General features: G+C 65.5%; 13 protein-coding genes. 6 read left to right on the top strand and 7 right to left on the bottom strand.

Going from position 1 to position 15,507, the window contains the following annotated elements:
- The first annotated feature begins 3 nt into the window (after window positions 1–3).
- Entirely contained in the window at window positions 4–1,476 is a 1,473-nt protein-coding gene (cysG, locus tag B1A74_RS01910) for a siroheme synthase CysG (protein WP_077243613.1), read from the top strand.
- Window positions 1,477–1,517: 41 nt separating this feature from the next.
- Window positions 1,518–1,874: a S24 family peptidase gene (locus B1A74_RS01905; protein ID WP_028491525.1), complete on the top strand. Its 357-nt coding sequence runs from the start codon at window positions 1,518–1,520 to the stop codon at window positions 1,872–1,874.
- 12 nt (window positions 1,875–1,886) lie between these two features.
- Here B1A74_RS01905 and B1A74_RS01900 read toward each other — a convergent pair whose 3' ends face one another.
- From B1A74_RS01900 to folB, 6 genes are all read right to left on the bottom strand, one after another.
- Window positions 1,887–2,564 (bottom strand): response regulator, encoded by a 678-nt coding sequence (locus B1A74_RS01900; protein ID WP_077243612.1) that lies wholly within the window; start codon window positions 2,562–2,564, stop codon window positions 1,887–1,889.
- Complete coding sequence (locus B1A74_RS01895) at window positions 2,536–4,200, bottom strand: histidine kinase (protein WP_077243611.1); 1,665 nt, start codon at window positions 4,198–4,200, stop codon at window positions 2,536–2,538. Before B1A74_RS01895 ends, B1A74_RS01900 begins: the two co-directional genes overlap by 29 nt.
- A gap of 323 nt (window positions 4,201–4,523) precedes the next feature.
- The gene (locus B1A74_RS01890; protein WP_077243610.1) at window positions 4,524–5,774 is read right to left on the bottom strand and encodes an ammonium transporter; all 1,251 of its coding nucleotides are present in this window, start codon (window positions 5,772–5,774) and stop codon (window positions 4,524–4,526) included.
- Between the two features lie 39 nt (window positions 5,775–5,813).
- Window positions 5,814–6,152, bottom strand: coding sequence for a P-II family nitrogen regulator (glnK, locus tag B1A74_RS01885; RefSeq protein ID WP_018869196.1), 339 nt, complete (start codon window positions 6,150–6,152; stop codon window positions 5,814–5,816).
- Between the two features lie 65 nt (window positions 6,153–6,217).
- Window positions 6,218–6,931, bottom strand: coding sequence for a TorF family putative porin (locus B1A74_RS01880; protein WP_077243609.1), 714 nt, complete (start codon window positions 6,929–6,931; stop codon window positions 6,218–6,220).
- A 310-nt stretch (window positions 6,932–7,241) separates the two neighbouring features.
- Window positions 7,242–7,604 (bottom strand): dihydroneopterin aldolase, encoded by a 363-nt coding sequence (gene folB / locus B1A74_RS01875; protein WP_018869194.1) that lies wholly within the window; start codon window positions 7,602–7,604, stop codon window positions 7,242–7,244.
- A 144-nt stretch (window positions 7,605–7,748) separates the two neighbouring features.
- Between folB and B1A74_RS01870 the strand changes: the two genes are divergently transcribed.
- The 4 genes from B1A74_RS01870 to B1A74_RS01855 all read left to right on the top strand — a co-directional run bounded on the left by B1A74_RS01870 (window position 7,749) and on the right by B1A74_RS01855 (window position 14,874).
- A complete protein-coding gene (locus B1A74_RS01870; protein ID WP_077243608.1) occupies window positions 7,749–8,744 on the top strand; it encodes an amidoligase family protein in 996 nt (331 codons plus the stop codon).
- Window positions 8,745–8,760: 16 nt separating this feature from the next.
- Window positions 8,761–9,540, top strand: a complete 780-nt coding sequence (locus B1A74_RS01865; RefSeq protein WP_244269154.1) for a gamma-glutamyl-gamma-aminobutyrate hydrolase family protein — start codon at window positions 8,761–8,763, stop codon at window positions 9,538–9,540.
- Window positions 9,541–9,736: 196 nt separating this feature from the next.
- A complete protein-coding gene (locus B1A74_RS01860) occupies window positions 9,737–12,001 on the top strand; it encodes a GGDEF and EAL domain-containing protein (protein WP_077243606.1) in 2,265 nt (754 codons plus the stop codon).
- On the top strand, window positions 11,998–14,874 hold the full coding sequence (locus tag B1A74_RS01855; RefSeq protein WP_077243605.1) for a chemotaxis protein CheB: 2,877 nt from the start codon (window positions 11,998–12,000) through the stop codon (window positions 14,872–14,874). Before B1A74_RS01860 ends, B1A74_RS01855 begins: the two co-directional genes overlap by 4 nt.
- Here B1A74_RS01855 and msrA read toward each other — a convergent pair.
- Window positions 14,856–15,497: a peptide-methionine (S)-S-oxide reductase MsrA gene (gene msrA / locus B1A74_RS01850; protein ID WP_018946686.1), complete on the bottom strand. Its 642-nt coding sequence runs from the start codon at window positions 15,495–15,497 to the stop codon at window positions 14,856–14,858. The two genes, B1A74_RS01855 and msrA, sit on opposite strands and share 19 nt — an antisense overlap.
- Window positions 15,498–15,507 lie beyond the last annotated feature (10 nt).

Below are 15,507 nucleotides of genomic sequence, written 5' to 3'. Positions count from 1 at the left end.
CCAATGGACTTTTTTCCGATTTTCATGCGCATCCGTGACCGCTCCTGTCTGGTGGTCGGGGGCGGGGTAGTGGCGGCCCGCAAAATCGATCTGCTGCGCAAGGCCGGCGGCCGGGTCACGGTGGTCTCGCCGGAGCTGTGTCTGGAACTGACCGCACTGCAGTCCCGCGGAGAGATCGAGCATGTCGAGCGCGGCTTCCGCGAAGACGATATTCATGGGCGGGTGCTGGTGGTGGCCGCCACCGATGACCAGGAAGTCAACCGTCGGGTCTCGCAATGCGGCCAGCAGCACGGCATCGCGGTGAACGTGGTCGACCAGCCGGACCTGTGCAGCTTCATCACGCCCGCCATGGTCGACCGCTCGCCCCTGCAGATCGCCATCTCCACCGGCGGGACCTCACCGGTACTCGCGCGGCTGTTGCGCGCGCGCATCGAAAGCCTGGTTCCGGCCTCCTACGGCCGCCTGGCGACCCTGGTCGAGGGGTTTCGCGAACGCGCAAAGCGCTGCATCCCGAATACCGAGCTGCGCCGGCGCTTCTGGGAACGGGTTCTGGAGGGCCCGGTGATGGAACTCTTTCTTTCCGGGCGTGAGCGGGCCGCCGGCGAGACCCTGGACAAAGCCCTGGACGCGGGCGTGGACGCCCGCGACACCGGTGGCGAGGTCTTCCTGGTCGGCGCCGGCCCCGGCGACCCGGACCTGCTGACCTTCCGCGCGCTGCGTCTGATGCAGCGGGCCGACGTGGTGGTATACGACAACCTGGTCTCCCCGGCGATCCTGGAACTGGTGCGCCGTGACGCCGAACGGATCTACGCCGGCAAGAAACGCAACCACCACACGCTGCCACAGGGGGACATCAACGACCTGCTGATCCGGCTGGCACAGGAAGGCAAGCGGGTATTGCGACTCAAGGGCGGCGACCCGTTCATCTTCGGCCGCGGGGGCGAAGAAGTGGACCGCCTGATGCAGCACGGGATCCCGTTCCAGCTGGTGCCCGGGATCACCGCCGCGGCCGGCTGCGCCTCGTTCGCCGGGATCCCCCTCACCCACCGCGATCACGCCCAGGCGCTGGTCTTTGCGACCGGACATCTGCAGGACGGGACCATCGACCTCAACTGGGACATGCTGGCCCAGCCGCACCAGACCGTGGTGTTCTACATGGGGCTATCGGGGCTGCCCATCATCTGCCGGGAAATGGCCGCCCACGGCCTGCCTGCCTCCACCCCCGCCGCGCTGGTGGAACAGGGCACCACCCAGAATCAGCGCGTGCTGGTGGGTACCCTGGAGACCCTCCCGGACATCGTTAAAGGGGAAGAGGTCCAGCCGCCCACTCTCATCATCGTGGGCAGCGTGGTGGCCCTGCAGCAGCGGCTGCAGTGGTTCCGGCCGGATGCGCCGCCCACCCGGGGGAGCCTGTTCGCCTCGTGCACCACCCCGGAGACCCGCGGCGCGACCGGAACGGCCGAGCAGGCCGGCTGAACCCCGCCCACTCTCCCCGCCACCACCAGAGGAGACCCCGTATGCCGCAACAGTCGAGGCCGAACCCGGCGATGGACCCGGCGGGCATGGGAAGCGGCTGCTCCAGTGCGGAGCCCTTCGCCCTGCGCGTGCTGGGCAACAGCATGGCACCGGAATTCGAGCACGGGGTGATCGTGATCGTGGATCCGTCGGGCGCAATCGAGAACGGCAGTTTCGTGGTTGCCCGGCACGACGACGAATATCTGCTGCGCCAGCTGATCATGGAGGACGACGCCTGGTACCTGCAGGCGCTGCAGGAGGATCAGCGCCGACTGGAACTGGCGGATCGTCAGGCGGTGATCGGGGTGGTGGTCCAGCGCGCCGGACGTCGGCGTTCTGGGAACAAGCACTACGCCTGATCCACCCTTCGCTCAATCTCCCCGCGAGACCTCGCCCGCTGGCTCCCTGCGGGGCAGACCATGCTGAACCGCCAGCACCGCGGCCTCCACCCGCGAGTTCAGCCCCAGCTTGCGCAGGATCGCCTTGACGTGCAGTTTCACGGTACCGTCGGAGATCCCCAGTTTCTGCGCGATCACCTTGTTGCTGCGCCCTTCCGCCAGCAGGCCCAGGATCTCGAATTCGCGCGGAGTCAGGCGCGCAAAGGGATCGAGGTCTTCTTCCTGATCGGGCTGCCCCTGCACCACCCTGGCCAGCAGCTGCGCGAGGCGGGGAGCCACCACGGTCTGCCCCCCGAGGATGTCCTCCAGCGCCCCTGTCAGATCGTCCGGATCCATGTCCTTCAGCAGGTAACCCTGAGCGCCGTTGCGCAGGCATTCCACCAGGTCGCCTTCCTCGTGACTGGTCGTCAGCATCACCACCGGCATGGCCAGACCCGCGCGCCGGAGCTGCCGCAGGACATCCGGCCCCTGCATTCCCGACATGCGGATGTCCAGCAGAACGATATCGGGCCGCTCGCGTGCCGCCAGTTCGATGCCAGTCTCACCATCGGCTGCGGTGGTCACGGTATCGACCCCCCGACGGGTCAGCAGTTCCTGCAGTCCCTCGCGGAACAGCGCATGGTCATCGATCAGCAATACGTGTTTCGTCATCGCCCTGTCCCCGGGGAATGAATGAGACGGCCCGATCCTCGGGATAGGGAACGCTCAGACTCACCCGCGTCCCCTCGCCCGGCTCGCTTTCGATGCGCAGATCCGCGCCGATCCGTTCCGCGCGCCTTTGCATCACATTGAAGCCGATGTGCTCGCCTTCTCCGGCGGTGCACGAACCCAGGTCGGCACCCCGCCCGTCGTCCTCGATCATCACCACGACGCGATGGGCGGAGTCGCTGCGCAGGAGCACCCGCACGTTCCGGGGCTCGGCATGCTTGCCGGCATTGCACAGTGCCTCCTGCACGATCCGCAGAACCTCGGTTTCCATCGACTCGGGCATCCGCCGACCGTCCCAGTCCTTCTGCACGAAGGTGTTCACACCCGTTTCCTCGCGAAAACGTGCGATAAGCGGATCGATGTCCACATCCAGTCCGTGATGGCTGACAGGCGGGGCCCGGAAATGACGGATCAACTCGCGCAATTCCTGATTGGCCTGATCAAGGCTGCGCCAGAGCGAATCCGCTTCCCGCCGCACCTGGTCCGGACTGTCCGCGGGCAGCGATTCATTCAGCGCTCCGACCCGGAAACGCAGGCTGGCCAGGGTCTGCGCCAGCGAATCATGCAGTTCGTGCGACATGCGGGCGCGTTCCTCCATGACCTCGCCGCGCCGTGCCTGCTCGTCCAGACGGGACTTCTCGATCGCCATGCCCAGGTGCTGCCCGATGCTGGTCAACAGGCCACGCATGTCCTCCGAAAGCTCTCCGGGGGGCTGCTCGAAAAACAGGCTGTAGACCCCGAGGGTGCGTCCCTGGTGCTGCAGGGACACGGCCATCATCGACAGCGAATCGTCATATTCACCGCCTTCGATCCGGCCGCAGTCGCGCACGCCCTCCTGCACCTCCATGCCTCCATCGCTGGCGACCTGGCCGCACAGGCACCGGCCCAGCGGCAGCAGGTGCCGGCACTGCCGCTCGTCGCGGCGGAATCCGATGTTCGCGACCAGGCGCATCTGCCCGTCCGGCGTGACCAGCCGCGCGGTGGCTGCGGCCGCGCCCAGGGTCTCCTGGGTACGGGCAAGAAAACGGGCAAGCAGCTCGTCCAGATCGCGGGACGTGTTGATGCTGCTGGCGACCTCGTAAAGGATCTGGAGGCTGCGCGACTTCTGTTCCAGCCGTTCGGTCTGGGTCCGAACCTCCTCGCGCATGTCGCGCGTGAGTCGTTCGAGCCGTTCTGTCAGGCCATTCACGTCACGCGCCAGCTCATCGAACTCCCCACGCTGCGGAGTCGGGATACGGGCAGCCAGGTTGCCGCCTCGAACCCGCTGCGCCCAGTGCCGCAGGTGGAACAGCGGCCTGACAAGGTAACGATAGGCAAGCAGCGGCAGGGTCAGGATCACCAGCAACGCGAGGATCAGGGCCGCGAGCTGCACCACGGCTGTCCCCCCGTCCGGAGGGGAGTCCCGAACGATCCATGGATTGAGGGCCAGAGCCAGCACGACCGGCAGCGCGAGAGCCGCGGTCAGAACAAGCATCACAAGCGCGATCCGCCAGCCAGTCTTGTGACGCCAGTCCCGATCCGGCCGGATCAGCCACGCGCCCGGAGCCGCGCGCCCCGAAGTGGAAAGCTGGAGTTTCATGGCATTTTGCGCCTCCCGCGGCTGCAATCCTCGGGAATCGAGGGAGAGCTTCCTGCCCGCCAAACCCCCTTAATATGGACGCCTTTTTGCCACAGGGCAACTTCTGAAAAGATAGCACTCACAAATGTCAACTTACCCGCAATACCGGGAGGACATGACAGATGGCGGGTGCTGCCGGTCACAAAAAAGAGGGCGCCGCGAGGGCGCCCTGAAGGCCAACTTCCGGGTCCCGGGAGAGACCGTGCTGTCGGCGTCGGAGGAGACAAGTTGCGGGGCCGGCCTTCCGGCCCCGTCCAGCCTGCGTACAGGCTATGGGTTTCGCGTTACTTGTTCGTGAACTCGGGGTAGGCCTCGAGGCCGCATTCGGTCACGTCGGCGCCCAGCTCTTCTTCCTCTTCGCCCAGGCGGATGCCCATGGCCATCTTGAGGATGAACCACACCAGCAGGCTGGCGAGGAAGACGAAGACGAAGATCGCCGCCAGACCCGCGATCTGCGCCACGAAGGTCGCATCCGGGTTGGACAGCAGCACCGCGAGGACACCCCAGATGCCGGCCGTGCCGTGGGCCGAGATGGCACCCACCGGGTCATCGATCTTGACCTTGTCCAGCGCGACGATGGAGAACACCACGATCACACCACCCACGGCACCGATGAAGGTCGCCAGCAGCGGGCTGGGCATCATCGGCTCGGCCGTGATCGACACCAGACCGGCGATCGCACCGTTCAGGGCCATGGTCAGATCGGCCTTGCCGAACATCAGGCGAGTGGTGATCAGCGCGGCAATCACGCCCCCGGCTGCGGCCAGGTTGGTGTTGGTGAACACGGCCGCCACGGCGTTCGCAGATTCAACGTCGGACACCTTGAGCTCGGAGCCGCCGTTGAAACCGAACCAGCCCAGCCACAGGATCAGCACACCCAGGGTCGCCAGCGGCATGCTGGAGCCCGGGATCGCGTTGATCCGGCCGTCCTTGCCGTACTTGCCCTTGCGCGCCCCCAGCAGCAGGACGCCGGCCAGCGCAGCGACGGCACCGGTGAAGTGGACGATGCCCGAGCCGGCGTAGTCGAGATAGCCGATCTGGTCCAGCATACCGCCACCCCAGCTCCAGAAGCCCTGGATCGGGTAGATCACGCCGGTCAGGACTACGGCGAAGGCGAGGAAGGCCCACAGCTTCATGCGTTCGGCCACCGCACCGGACACAATCGACATCGCGGTCGCCACGAACACCACCTGGAAGAAGAAGTCCGCGCGGTCGGAGTAGTAGATATCGCCACCGCTGCCCAGCACCTCGGACACGGCGTTGTCACCGGTGATAAAGAAGCCCAGGCCCGGGATCAACGAGGTGAGCCCGTCGCTGTACATGATGTTGTAGCCAATCAGCATGTACATGACCGAGGCGATGGAATAAAGGGAGATGTTCTTGGTGAGGATCTCGGCCACGCTCTTGGTGCGCACCATGCCGGCCTCGAGCATGGTAAAGCCCGCGGCCATCCACATGACCAGCGCGCCGGCCATCAGGAAATAAAAGGTGTCAAGGGCGTAGGCCACCTCGACGACTTGCTGTTCGATATCCATTTTCGGATTACCTCATCTAATAATGACCGAGATGGGCGCTCAGAGCGCTTCGGTTCCGGTTTCACCCGTGCGGATTCGCAGGACCTGCTCGACCGGCGAGACAAAGATCTTTCCGTCACCGATCTTGCCCGTGCTCGCCGCCTTCGAAACGGCTTCGATCACCTGGTCGACCAGGCTGTCATCCACCGCGACCTCCAGCTTGACCTTGGGCAGAAAGTCCACGACGTATTCGGCACCACGGTAAAGTTCGGTGTGACCGCGCTGACGACCGAAACCCTTGACTTCGGTCATGGTGATGCCCTGCACACCGATCTCGGACATCGCTTCGCGCACATCATCAAGCTTGAACGGCTTGATCACGGCAGTAATCATTTTCATGTCAGACTCCTTGAGCGCCCCACAAACGAGGGACCGCGTGTTTCAGCAATGGAGGAATGAACGATTCAGAAGCTGGTGGACCAGCCCACCCACGCCTTCACGTCCTTGTCGAACTCGTCCTCGTACTCGAGATTGAAGCTGAACTCGCCGAATTCGGCGGCATCCCGCGTCAGACTGGCGGTGTAATGGGTGTAGTTGTCAGCATCGGAATCATCAAAGTCAGTACGCCCGACGAGAAAATCCATCGCGTAGACCTCGGCGAAGGGCACCTCGAGCCCGGCGTAGTAATAACGATCATCGTCTTCCAGGGCCGAGTCGTCGCTGTCGTTGACGACCCAGGCCAGACCGCCGTACAGACCGACCGGTCCGGTATCGAAGCTCACCTCGCCGTACACTTCACCGAAATCGGCACTCAGCGATCCGTCCTCATCACGGGCATCGGGGTAGGCGTAATAGATATAACCGACGTCATAGCCAAAACCGTTATCGAACTCATCGGCGTACCCGGCGTACAGATCCAGCTCGTAGCTGGTCGAATCTCCGAAGTCGACATTGGAGGTCCAGGTTCCGGCGTAAAAACCGGAGGCGTGCTCGTAATCAACGCCGCCCTGAATGGCAGCGCCATCATCGGTCTCGGAGAAGCCGCGGAAAAAGTAATTGGAAACCACGCCGATATTGACTGACACCTCGGCGGCCGCGCTGGAAGTAAAGACGACACCCCCGGTGGACCCGACGGCCAGGATCGCGGTGGCGACGGCGGAATAAGCGAATTTCTTCATTGATTGACTCCCTCTGCGTGTTTTCTGGATGTCGCTGCTTGTCGACACCCGTTCCTTGCAGGGGGCGTGCCAGAAACGTGAAACGGGGCAAAATCCGGTTTTATGCAACGCTGTTGCGGGCAAACCACGGGTGATTGCCACGAACGGGTGCAATCACAAGGTGCAGGCGCACCAGAAGAGGGCAGGAAGAGCCGGGGATGCCACCAGAACGGGCGCCCCGAGGGAAAGGCGTTACAAAAAGGAGTACGGGGACAGAGAAGCCGGACGCGGGGAGACGTTCCGCCGACCGGGCCGGCGCCGCTCGCCGGGGTCAGTCAGTAGCGAGCGACCCGCGTTCGATGGTGATGCCAACCTCGCGCACCCCGGCGACCGCGCCCGGTTTGCCCAGGGTGATGCGCAGCCACGGCGAACCGAACTGCGCCATCAGGGTCTCGGCGATCTCCTCGGCGAGGGATTCGAGCAGGATGTGGGGTTCGCGGGTCACGATGGCCCGCACCGCGTTGGCCACGGCCTCGTAGTCGACCGTGTCTTCGATCTCGCCGGAGTGGGCGGCCACGCGAGTATCCGCCGCCAGCTCGATATCGAAGCGCAGCGGGCGCTGCATGCGCTGTTCCCAGTCGTACACGCCGACCACGGCGGGGATTTCGAGATCGCGCAAATAGATACGGTCCATGCGGGACACCGGGGACACAGGGTTGCGAAGGGGCTTATCGTACTGCCTGCCCCCGCCCGCGTACACCGGGGCGTGCGCTCGTGGCGCAACGCGCTACCATGCCCGGACAGCCCGGCCGATCAGCGCCGCCAGGAGAGCCGCCGCATGTCCGCCACTTCGTTTCTGCCACTGCCGTGGACCCGGACCCCCGAGGGGGCCCGGCGCCGGGTCGGCGTGGAGATCGAGATGGCAGGGGTCTCGCTGGAGACGATGGCCCGCGCCATCATCGACGAATTCGGCGGGCACATCGAGGCCGAGCATGCCTTCGTGCTGCATGTCCGCGACAGTGACGCGGGGGATTTCCAGCTGGAGCTGGACGCCCGCGTACTCAAGGACCGCGGCTATCGCGAGCACCTAGCCCGCCTGGGGGTCGACCTGGAAGACCGCGACCAGGAAGCACTGGAGGCCTGGCTGGCCGATGCCGCCGGGCGCCTGGTCCCGCACGAGATCGTCGCGCCACCCCTGGAACCTGCGCAGCTGCCCCGGCTGGACCGGGTGCGTGCCGCGCTGCAACAGGAAGGCGCGCTGGGCACCGAACGCTCGTTCCTGTACGCGTTCGGGCTGCAGCTGAACATCGAGATCCACAGCCGCGAGCCCGAATGGCTGCTGGCCATCCTGCGAGCCTTCGTGCTCATGTACGAGATCCTGGCGCAGGCGGGGGCCATCGACCTGTCGCGCCGCCTGTCGCCCTACATCCGGCCGTTCCCCGGCGCCTTCGTGCGCTACATCCTCGATCCCGATTTCACCCCGGACCGTGCATCGCTGATCGACACCTATCTGGCGCACAACCCCACGCGCAACCGTCCGCTGGACCTGCTCCCGGTGCTGGCGGAACTGGACCCCGAACGCGTTGCGGCGGCACCGGTGGAACACGAACTGATCAAGGCGCGTCCCGCCCTGCACTACCGCCTGCCGGACTGCCGCATCGACGACCCGAACTGGAGCCTGGCGCACCCGCTGAACGGCTGGGTGGAAGTGGAACAGCTGGCCGCTCATCCCGAACGTCTGGAACGGCTCGCGCAGGAGTACCTGGAACGCCCGGGCCAGGCGGTGGGCCGCTGGGCCGACGAATGGATGCAGCGGCTGCGTGCCTGGTTCTGAACGCCCGCACCGCCCGGTGATCGCCGTCACCGGCCCGGACCGTGGCGGCACGCCCGCGTGGCTGTTCACCGCCCTCGCGGTGTGGCGGGCCGGCGGCCGCCCCCTGCGCATCCGTCCCGGACGCCCCCGCCGCAACCGGCGCATCGACGCCCTGATCGTCGGTGGCGGGGCCGACGTGGATCCCGAACTTTATGGCGAAACCCTGCCCGAGGGCCCTGACACCACTGCCATCCGCCGGGCGGAGCAACGCCTGTCGCAGCGCCTGATCGGCTACGCCTTCTATCCCGCGCTGTGGTTGCTGCGCCGGCTGTTCCAGTCGAAAAGACCATCGCTGGATCCGGAGCGCGATCGGCTGGAGAAATCCCTGATTCACCACGCCCTGGACGAACACCTGCCAATCCTCGGCATCTGCCGCGGGATGCAGCTGATCAACGTGGTGCGCGGCGGCAGCCTGCACCGCGACCTCGCCGCCTTCTACGTGGAGACCCCCAACGCCCGCAGCCTGCTGCCCGTGAAGCGGGTACGGCTGGATCCGCACTCGCGGCTGTCCATCATCCTCGGAGATGCCGCACTGCACGTGAATGCCCTGCACAGCCAGGCCGTCGACCGCCTCGGACGGGGCCTGACCATCGCCGGGCGCGAGCCCTCACGCGTGGTCCAGGCCATCGAGGCCGACGGGCCCGATTTCTGCATCGGCGTGCAGTGGCACCCCGAATACCTGCCGCAGAAGACCCGCCACCAGCGCCTGTTCCGGGCGGTGGTCCGCGCCGCCGTCGACCACCACGAGGTGCAGTGACCGGGACACCGCTCCCGACAATCACTTGCGAACTCTGGGGAAAACATCTAGCTTGACCGCACTGTTCAGGAGGCTTTCCGGCGCGGGTGAAACATCCATCCGACCGACGATCGTCGCACAACCACCCGGACCACCCGTGGCGATCAGGGAACGATCCTGGCGTCCTGCGGACGGTCCGCGATCCGGGTACGCTCCGATGACCCAAGAGCAACAACCGCAAGAGGAACCGGCGCTTCGGGAAGCCCTGGAGCAGGCCCGGGAGCGCATCCGGGAACTCGAGGCATCCCGCGAAGATGCCCGGCAAACGCTGGAAGAACTTCAACTGCATCAGGAGGAGCTGCGCACCCAGAACGAGGAACTGCGGCAGACCCAGCAGGCCCTGGCCCAGGCCAGCCAGCGCTATCAGGACCTGTTTGACTTCGCCCCCGTGGCGTTCTTTGTTCTCGATGCCAGCGGAGAAACGCTGGAAGTCAATCGCACGGCCACCCGCATGCTGGGTCTTCCGCGCAGCCATCTGCTTCAGCAGCCTCTGCGGCGATTCCTCGACACCGGCAGCCGGGAGCCCTTTCATCAACTGCTGGCCGCCGCCGGACACGGCGCGCCGCCGGATGATTTCGAACTGGTGCTCAACACCCCCGAACAAGCGGAGCTCCATGTTCATGCCAGCCTGTCGCCGGACCACGATCCGGAAGGGCTTCGCTTCCGTCTGGCCATGGTGGATGTCACGGCCCGCAAGCGTGCCGAACAGCATCAGCGCCTGGCCGCCACGGTGTTCGAGGAAAGCAACGAAGGCATCATCGTGACCGATGCCCGTGCCCGCATCCAGCGAGTCAACCGTGCGTTCACCATCGTGACCGGATATCAGGAAGACGAAGTCGTCGGCCGCACTCCGGGGCTGCTCTCCTCGGGGCGTCATGACCGCAGCTTCTACGAGCACATGTGGAACCGCCTCCAGGAGGAAGGCCACTGGATGGGTGAAGTCTGGAACCGACGCAAGAACGGCGAGATCTACCCGGAGTGGCTGAAGATCAACGCGGTCACCGACCGGGACGGAAATGTCCGGCACTACCTCGGGATCTTTTCCGACATCGGCGACCACGGCCAGACGGGACAGGACGTCGAGCGCTTTGCGTTCTACGATGCCCTTACCGGCCTGCCCAACCGGACCCTGCTGCACGAACGCCTCAAGCACGGTCTGATGCGTTCGAAACGGGACGGCAAGATGGTGGGCGTCTTCTACCTGGACCTGGACGGCTTCAAGACCCTCAACGACACCAAGGGCCATCAGGCCGGGGATTTGCTGCTGCAGCAGGCAGCCGAACGGCTGAAGCAGGTCGTCCGCCCCTCCGATACGGTCGCGCGGCTGGGCGGCGACGAATTTACCGTGGTGCTGTGCGAACTGGAGGACGAGGAGACGGCGATGCAGACCGCGCGGCGGGTGGCCGGCGACATCCTCGGGGCCCTGCGGCGTCCGTTCCATATTCACGGTCACGAGATCATCTCCGGCGGGAGTATCGGCATCGCCCTGTTCCCGCGCGACGGCTCGACCTGCAGCGAACTCGCCAAGCACGCCGATATCGCGATGTATCAAGCCAAGGAGGACGGCGGACAGAAGTACGCCTTTTTCGCCCCCGAGATGAATCATCAGCTCGAACGGCGGGTATCGCTCGAGAACCAGCTCCGACACGCCCTGGGGCGCAACGAACTGAGCCTCGCCTTCCAGCCGGTGGTGGATGCCCGGCAGGGACGCGTGGCGGGTGTGGAGGCCCTGATGCGCTGGGACGGCTTCGACGGCTCGATCTCGCCCCTGGAGTTCATCCCGATCCTCGAGAACCTCGGCCTCGGTGCGGAAGTGGCCCGCTGGACCCTGGAGCAGGCCTGCAATGCCCTGCGCGACTGGACATTCCCCGGTGCCGAAGAGCTGTGGCTGGCCGTGAATTTCTCTCCCCGACAGCTCCACGGCCTGACCGCGGGGGATCTCCACGACACCTTCGCGAAGACCGGGGTAGAACCGAGTCGGGTAGTCGTGGAAGCGACCGAGGACCATTTCCGGGACGATGCGAGCTCCGTCATCTCCACCCTCCACGATCTGCGCAGCCTGGGGGTGCGGGTCGCCCTGGACGACTTCGGGACCGGCCATTCGTCGCTGGGGAGGCTGCGCCACATGCCGATCGATATCATCAAGCTGGACCGCAGCTTTGTCCGCGGCCTGCCGGAGGACACCTGTGACCTGGCGATCGTCAACACGGTGATGACCATGGCCCGGCATCTGGACATGCACTTCCTCGCCGAGGGCGTGGAAACCTGCGAACAACTGGGACTTCTGCGGGATCAGGGCTGCGACCTGATTCAGGGGTACGTCTACATTCCCCCGCTCCCTGCCAGCGACTGTGCCCGCTGGTGCGAAGAATTCCACCGGGACGGGCCATCCTCACCCTCGCAATGCGGAGATCCCACGTGAGCACACCCGATTACATCGTCGGGATCGGCGCCTCCGCAGGCGGGCTGGAAGCCCTGGATGCGTTTTTCCAGCAGATGCCGCCCGACAGCGGCCTGAGCTTCGTCGTGGTTCAGCACCTGTCGCCCGACTACAAGAGCCTGATGGCCGAACTGCTGTCGCGGCACACGGAGATGCCGGTACAGCGTGCCGAAGACGGCGAAACCGTGGCCGCCAACCAGGTGTATCTGATCCCGCCGCGCAAGAACCTGACGCTGTTCCACGGCAAGCTGATCCTCAGCGAGCAGGATGCAAGCCGTGGCGTGAATCTTCCCATCGATGTCTTCCTCCGTTCCCTCGCGGAAGATCAGGGCGAACGCGCGATCGCCGTCATCCTGTCCGGCACCGGGTCCGACGGCACCCGCGGCATCCGCGCCATCAAGGAACAGGGCGGGATGATCATGGCGCAGTCCGCCGATTCGGCCAAGTTCGATGGCATGCCGCGCAGCGCCGCGGCCACTGGCCTCCCGGACTTCGTGCTGCCACCGGAGGAGATGCCACGCCTGCTGCAGTCTTTCGTGCAGCATCCGCATTCCGCCAAGGCCGAGGGCCCCGGTGTCATCGTCACCGACGAGGATGCCCTCACCCGGATCTTCGCGCTGCTGCGCGAGGATTCCAGCATCGACTTCACCTTCTACAAATCCAGCACCGTTGTGCGCCGCATCGAGCGCCGGATGACCGTCAACGAAATCGGCGAACTGCGGGACTATGCCCGCTATCTCGAGCGCCATCGCGATGAGGTCAACACCCTGCGGCGTGAACTCCTGATCGGTGTCACCAGCTTTTTCCGCGACCGCGAGGTCTGGGAGTATCTGGAGCAATCGGTGCTGCCGGGGCTGATCGAGAACAGTGGCAAAAACGGCCTGCGCTTCTGGGTGGCCGGCTGTTCCACCGGCGAGGAGGCGTACAGCCTGGCCATCATCACCCGCGAGGTCATGGACCGCCTCGGCCTCACCGTGGACGTCAAGATCTTCGCGACCGACGTGGACCGCAATGCCGTGCAGAACGCCGGCAGCGGGATCTATCCGGAGAGCATCGTCGCCGATCTGCCCCCGGATCTGCTGGCCAAGTACTTCCAGCGCCAGGACGAGCAGTTCCAGATTGCCCGCCGGATCCGCGAGATGGTGGTGTTCGCCCCGCACGACCTGTTGCGGGACCCCCCGTTCACCAACATCCAGCTGGTGTCATGCCGCAATCTGCTGATCTATCTGCAGCCCGTGCTGCAGAAAAAGGTCCTGGACCTGTTCAACTTCTCCCTGAGCGCGGACGGTGTCCTCGTCCTCGGCAACAGCGAGACCGTGGGTGACGCGCCCGATACCTACGAACCCGTCGACCAGAAACTGCGGATCTTCCGGACCCGGGGCAAGCGCCGTCTGCCCGCCAACCAGGAATCCCGCGAACACAGCATGCGCACGGGGCCGAGCCCCTCCGGGCCGTCCGGTCGCGCCGCCCGCCAGGAACACGAGGAAGAACGACTGCTCGGACGCCTGGTAGAAACCCTGGGCGAAGAGATCCTGCCCCTGATTCTGGTCGTCAGCCAGGATCTGGAACTGCGCCATGTGGTCGGCAACCCCGAGGGTTATCTCCACATGCCCACGGGCCGCGTGCACCACGACATTACCCGCCTGGCAACCGCGGACCTGGCCACCCCGCTGGCCACCGGGCTGCAGAAAGTGTTCAAAACCGGTGAACGCACCAGCTACAGCAACGTTCATCTGCGCCTGCGCGAAGAGAAACAGGTCGTGGAGCTGCGCATGCTCCCGCTGCCGACACACAAGGGCCAGACACCGCTGGCTGCGGTGGTCATCCGGCCGCAGCACCAGCAGGCCTCTTCCAGCGACGAAGCCGTCGTCTACGACCTTGACCAGGAGACCCAGCAGCGCATCGCCGACCTGGAAGCGGAGCTGCAGTTCACGCGGGAGAACCTGCAGGCCACGGTGGAGGAGCTGGAAACCGCCAACGAAGAACTCCAGGCGTCCAATGAAGAACTGCAGGCGTCGAACGAAGAGCTGCAGAGCACCAACGAGGAGCTGCAGTCGGTCAACGAGGAACTGCACACCGTCAACGCCGAATACCAGAGCAAGATCAGCGAGCTCTACGAGCTCAACAACGATCTCGACAACCTCCTTTCGGCCAATGGCATTGCCTCCCTGTTCCTCGACAGCCAGCTGCGAATCCGGCGCTACACCCCGGCCCTGACGGAGGTCTGCCAGATCACCGACGGCGACATCGGGGGCCATCTGGCGGAGGTCTGTCGGCGGCTGGGAGCGCAGGACCTGCCGGAACTCGCATGCCAGGTGCAGCGGGAGCGGCAGCCGGCGGAACGTGAAGTACACCTGGGACGGGGCCGCTGGTATCTGCTGACCATGCACCCCTATCAGGTCGGATCCGAGTACACCTCCTCGGTGGTGATGAGCCTGGTGGACGTCACCCACCTGAAGGACACGCAACGGGCGCTGGAGGCATCCCAGCTGCATTTCCGCCGGCTGTTCGACGAGGCCCCGCACATCATCCTGCTGCTGGACCCACAGGGCCGAATCCGCGAACTCAACCGGACAGCCCACGAGCGGCTGGGATCCGCCCTTGAGGACCTGGAATCACCGGACCTTCGCGAACTGATCCCGGCCCCGCCCGACGATGAAGGCGGCCACCAGGCCCTGGAGTCACTCCTGAAGGGGGCCCCCCTCAGTGAAGGCCGCATCCGGCTGCGGATCCCGGACGGCACGGAAATCCCCGCCGAGGCCAGCGGGGTACCCGAGATGGTCGAAGGTCGCGTCACCGGTGCGCGCATCGTGCTGCGCGACATGCGCGAGCGCGCTCAGACCGGGGACGGATAGGCGACGCGCAGGCCACCCAGGCCGCAATAGCCGTCCGGAACCTTCGCCAGATACTGCTGGTGATAGTCCTCGGCGAAGTAATACGCCTCCAGCTCGCGGATCTCGGTGGTGACCGGACCCAGCCCCGCCGCCTGCAGCGCGGCGTTGAAACGCTCGCGGCTGGCCAGCGCGGCCTCGTAATGCGCCGGGTCCACGGTGTAGATACCGGAACGATACTGGGTCCCGACGTCATTGCCCTGACGCATCCCCTGGGTCGGATCGTGGCCTTCCCAGAAGGTCCGAAAAAGCCCCTCCAGCGAGACCCGGCGCGGGTCGAACACCACCCGCACCAGCTCCGCGTGCCCGGTCTGCTCGCTGCAGACCTCGCGATAGGCTGGATTGGGCGTGTAGCCGGCCCCGTAGCCCACGCTGGAGGAATACACCCCGTCGAGCTGCCAGAACAGTCGCTCGGCGCCCCAGAAACACCCCATACCGAAATGGATGACCTCCATCCCGTCGGGGTACGGCGGGGCCAGGGGCGTTCCCAGCACCGCATGACGCTCCGGGACCGGCCTGGCCTCCGCCCGCCCCGGCAGGGCGCGTTCAGGATCGACCATCTGCGGCTGCATCCAGTCTCGAAACATCATGTTCTCC

The organism is Thioalkalivibrio halophilus (assembly GCF_001995255.1).
In the GTDB taxonomy this organism is placed as follows: domain Bacteria; phylum Pseudomonadota; class Gammaproteobacteria; order Ectothiorhodospirales; family Ectothiorhodospiraceae; genus Thioalkalivibrio; species Thioalkalivibrio halophilus.
The sequence above is the reverse complement of the archived record's forward strand: the minus strand, read 5'-3'. Positions and strand labels throughout refer to the sequence as shown.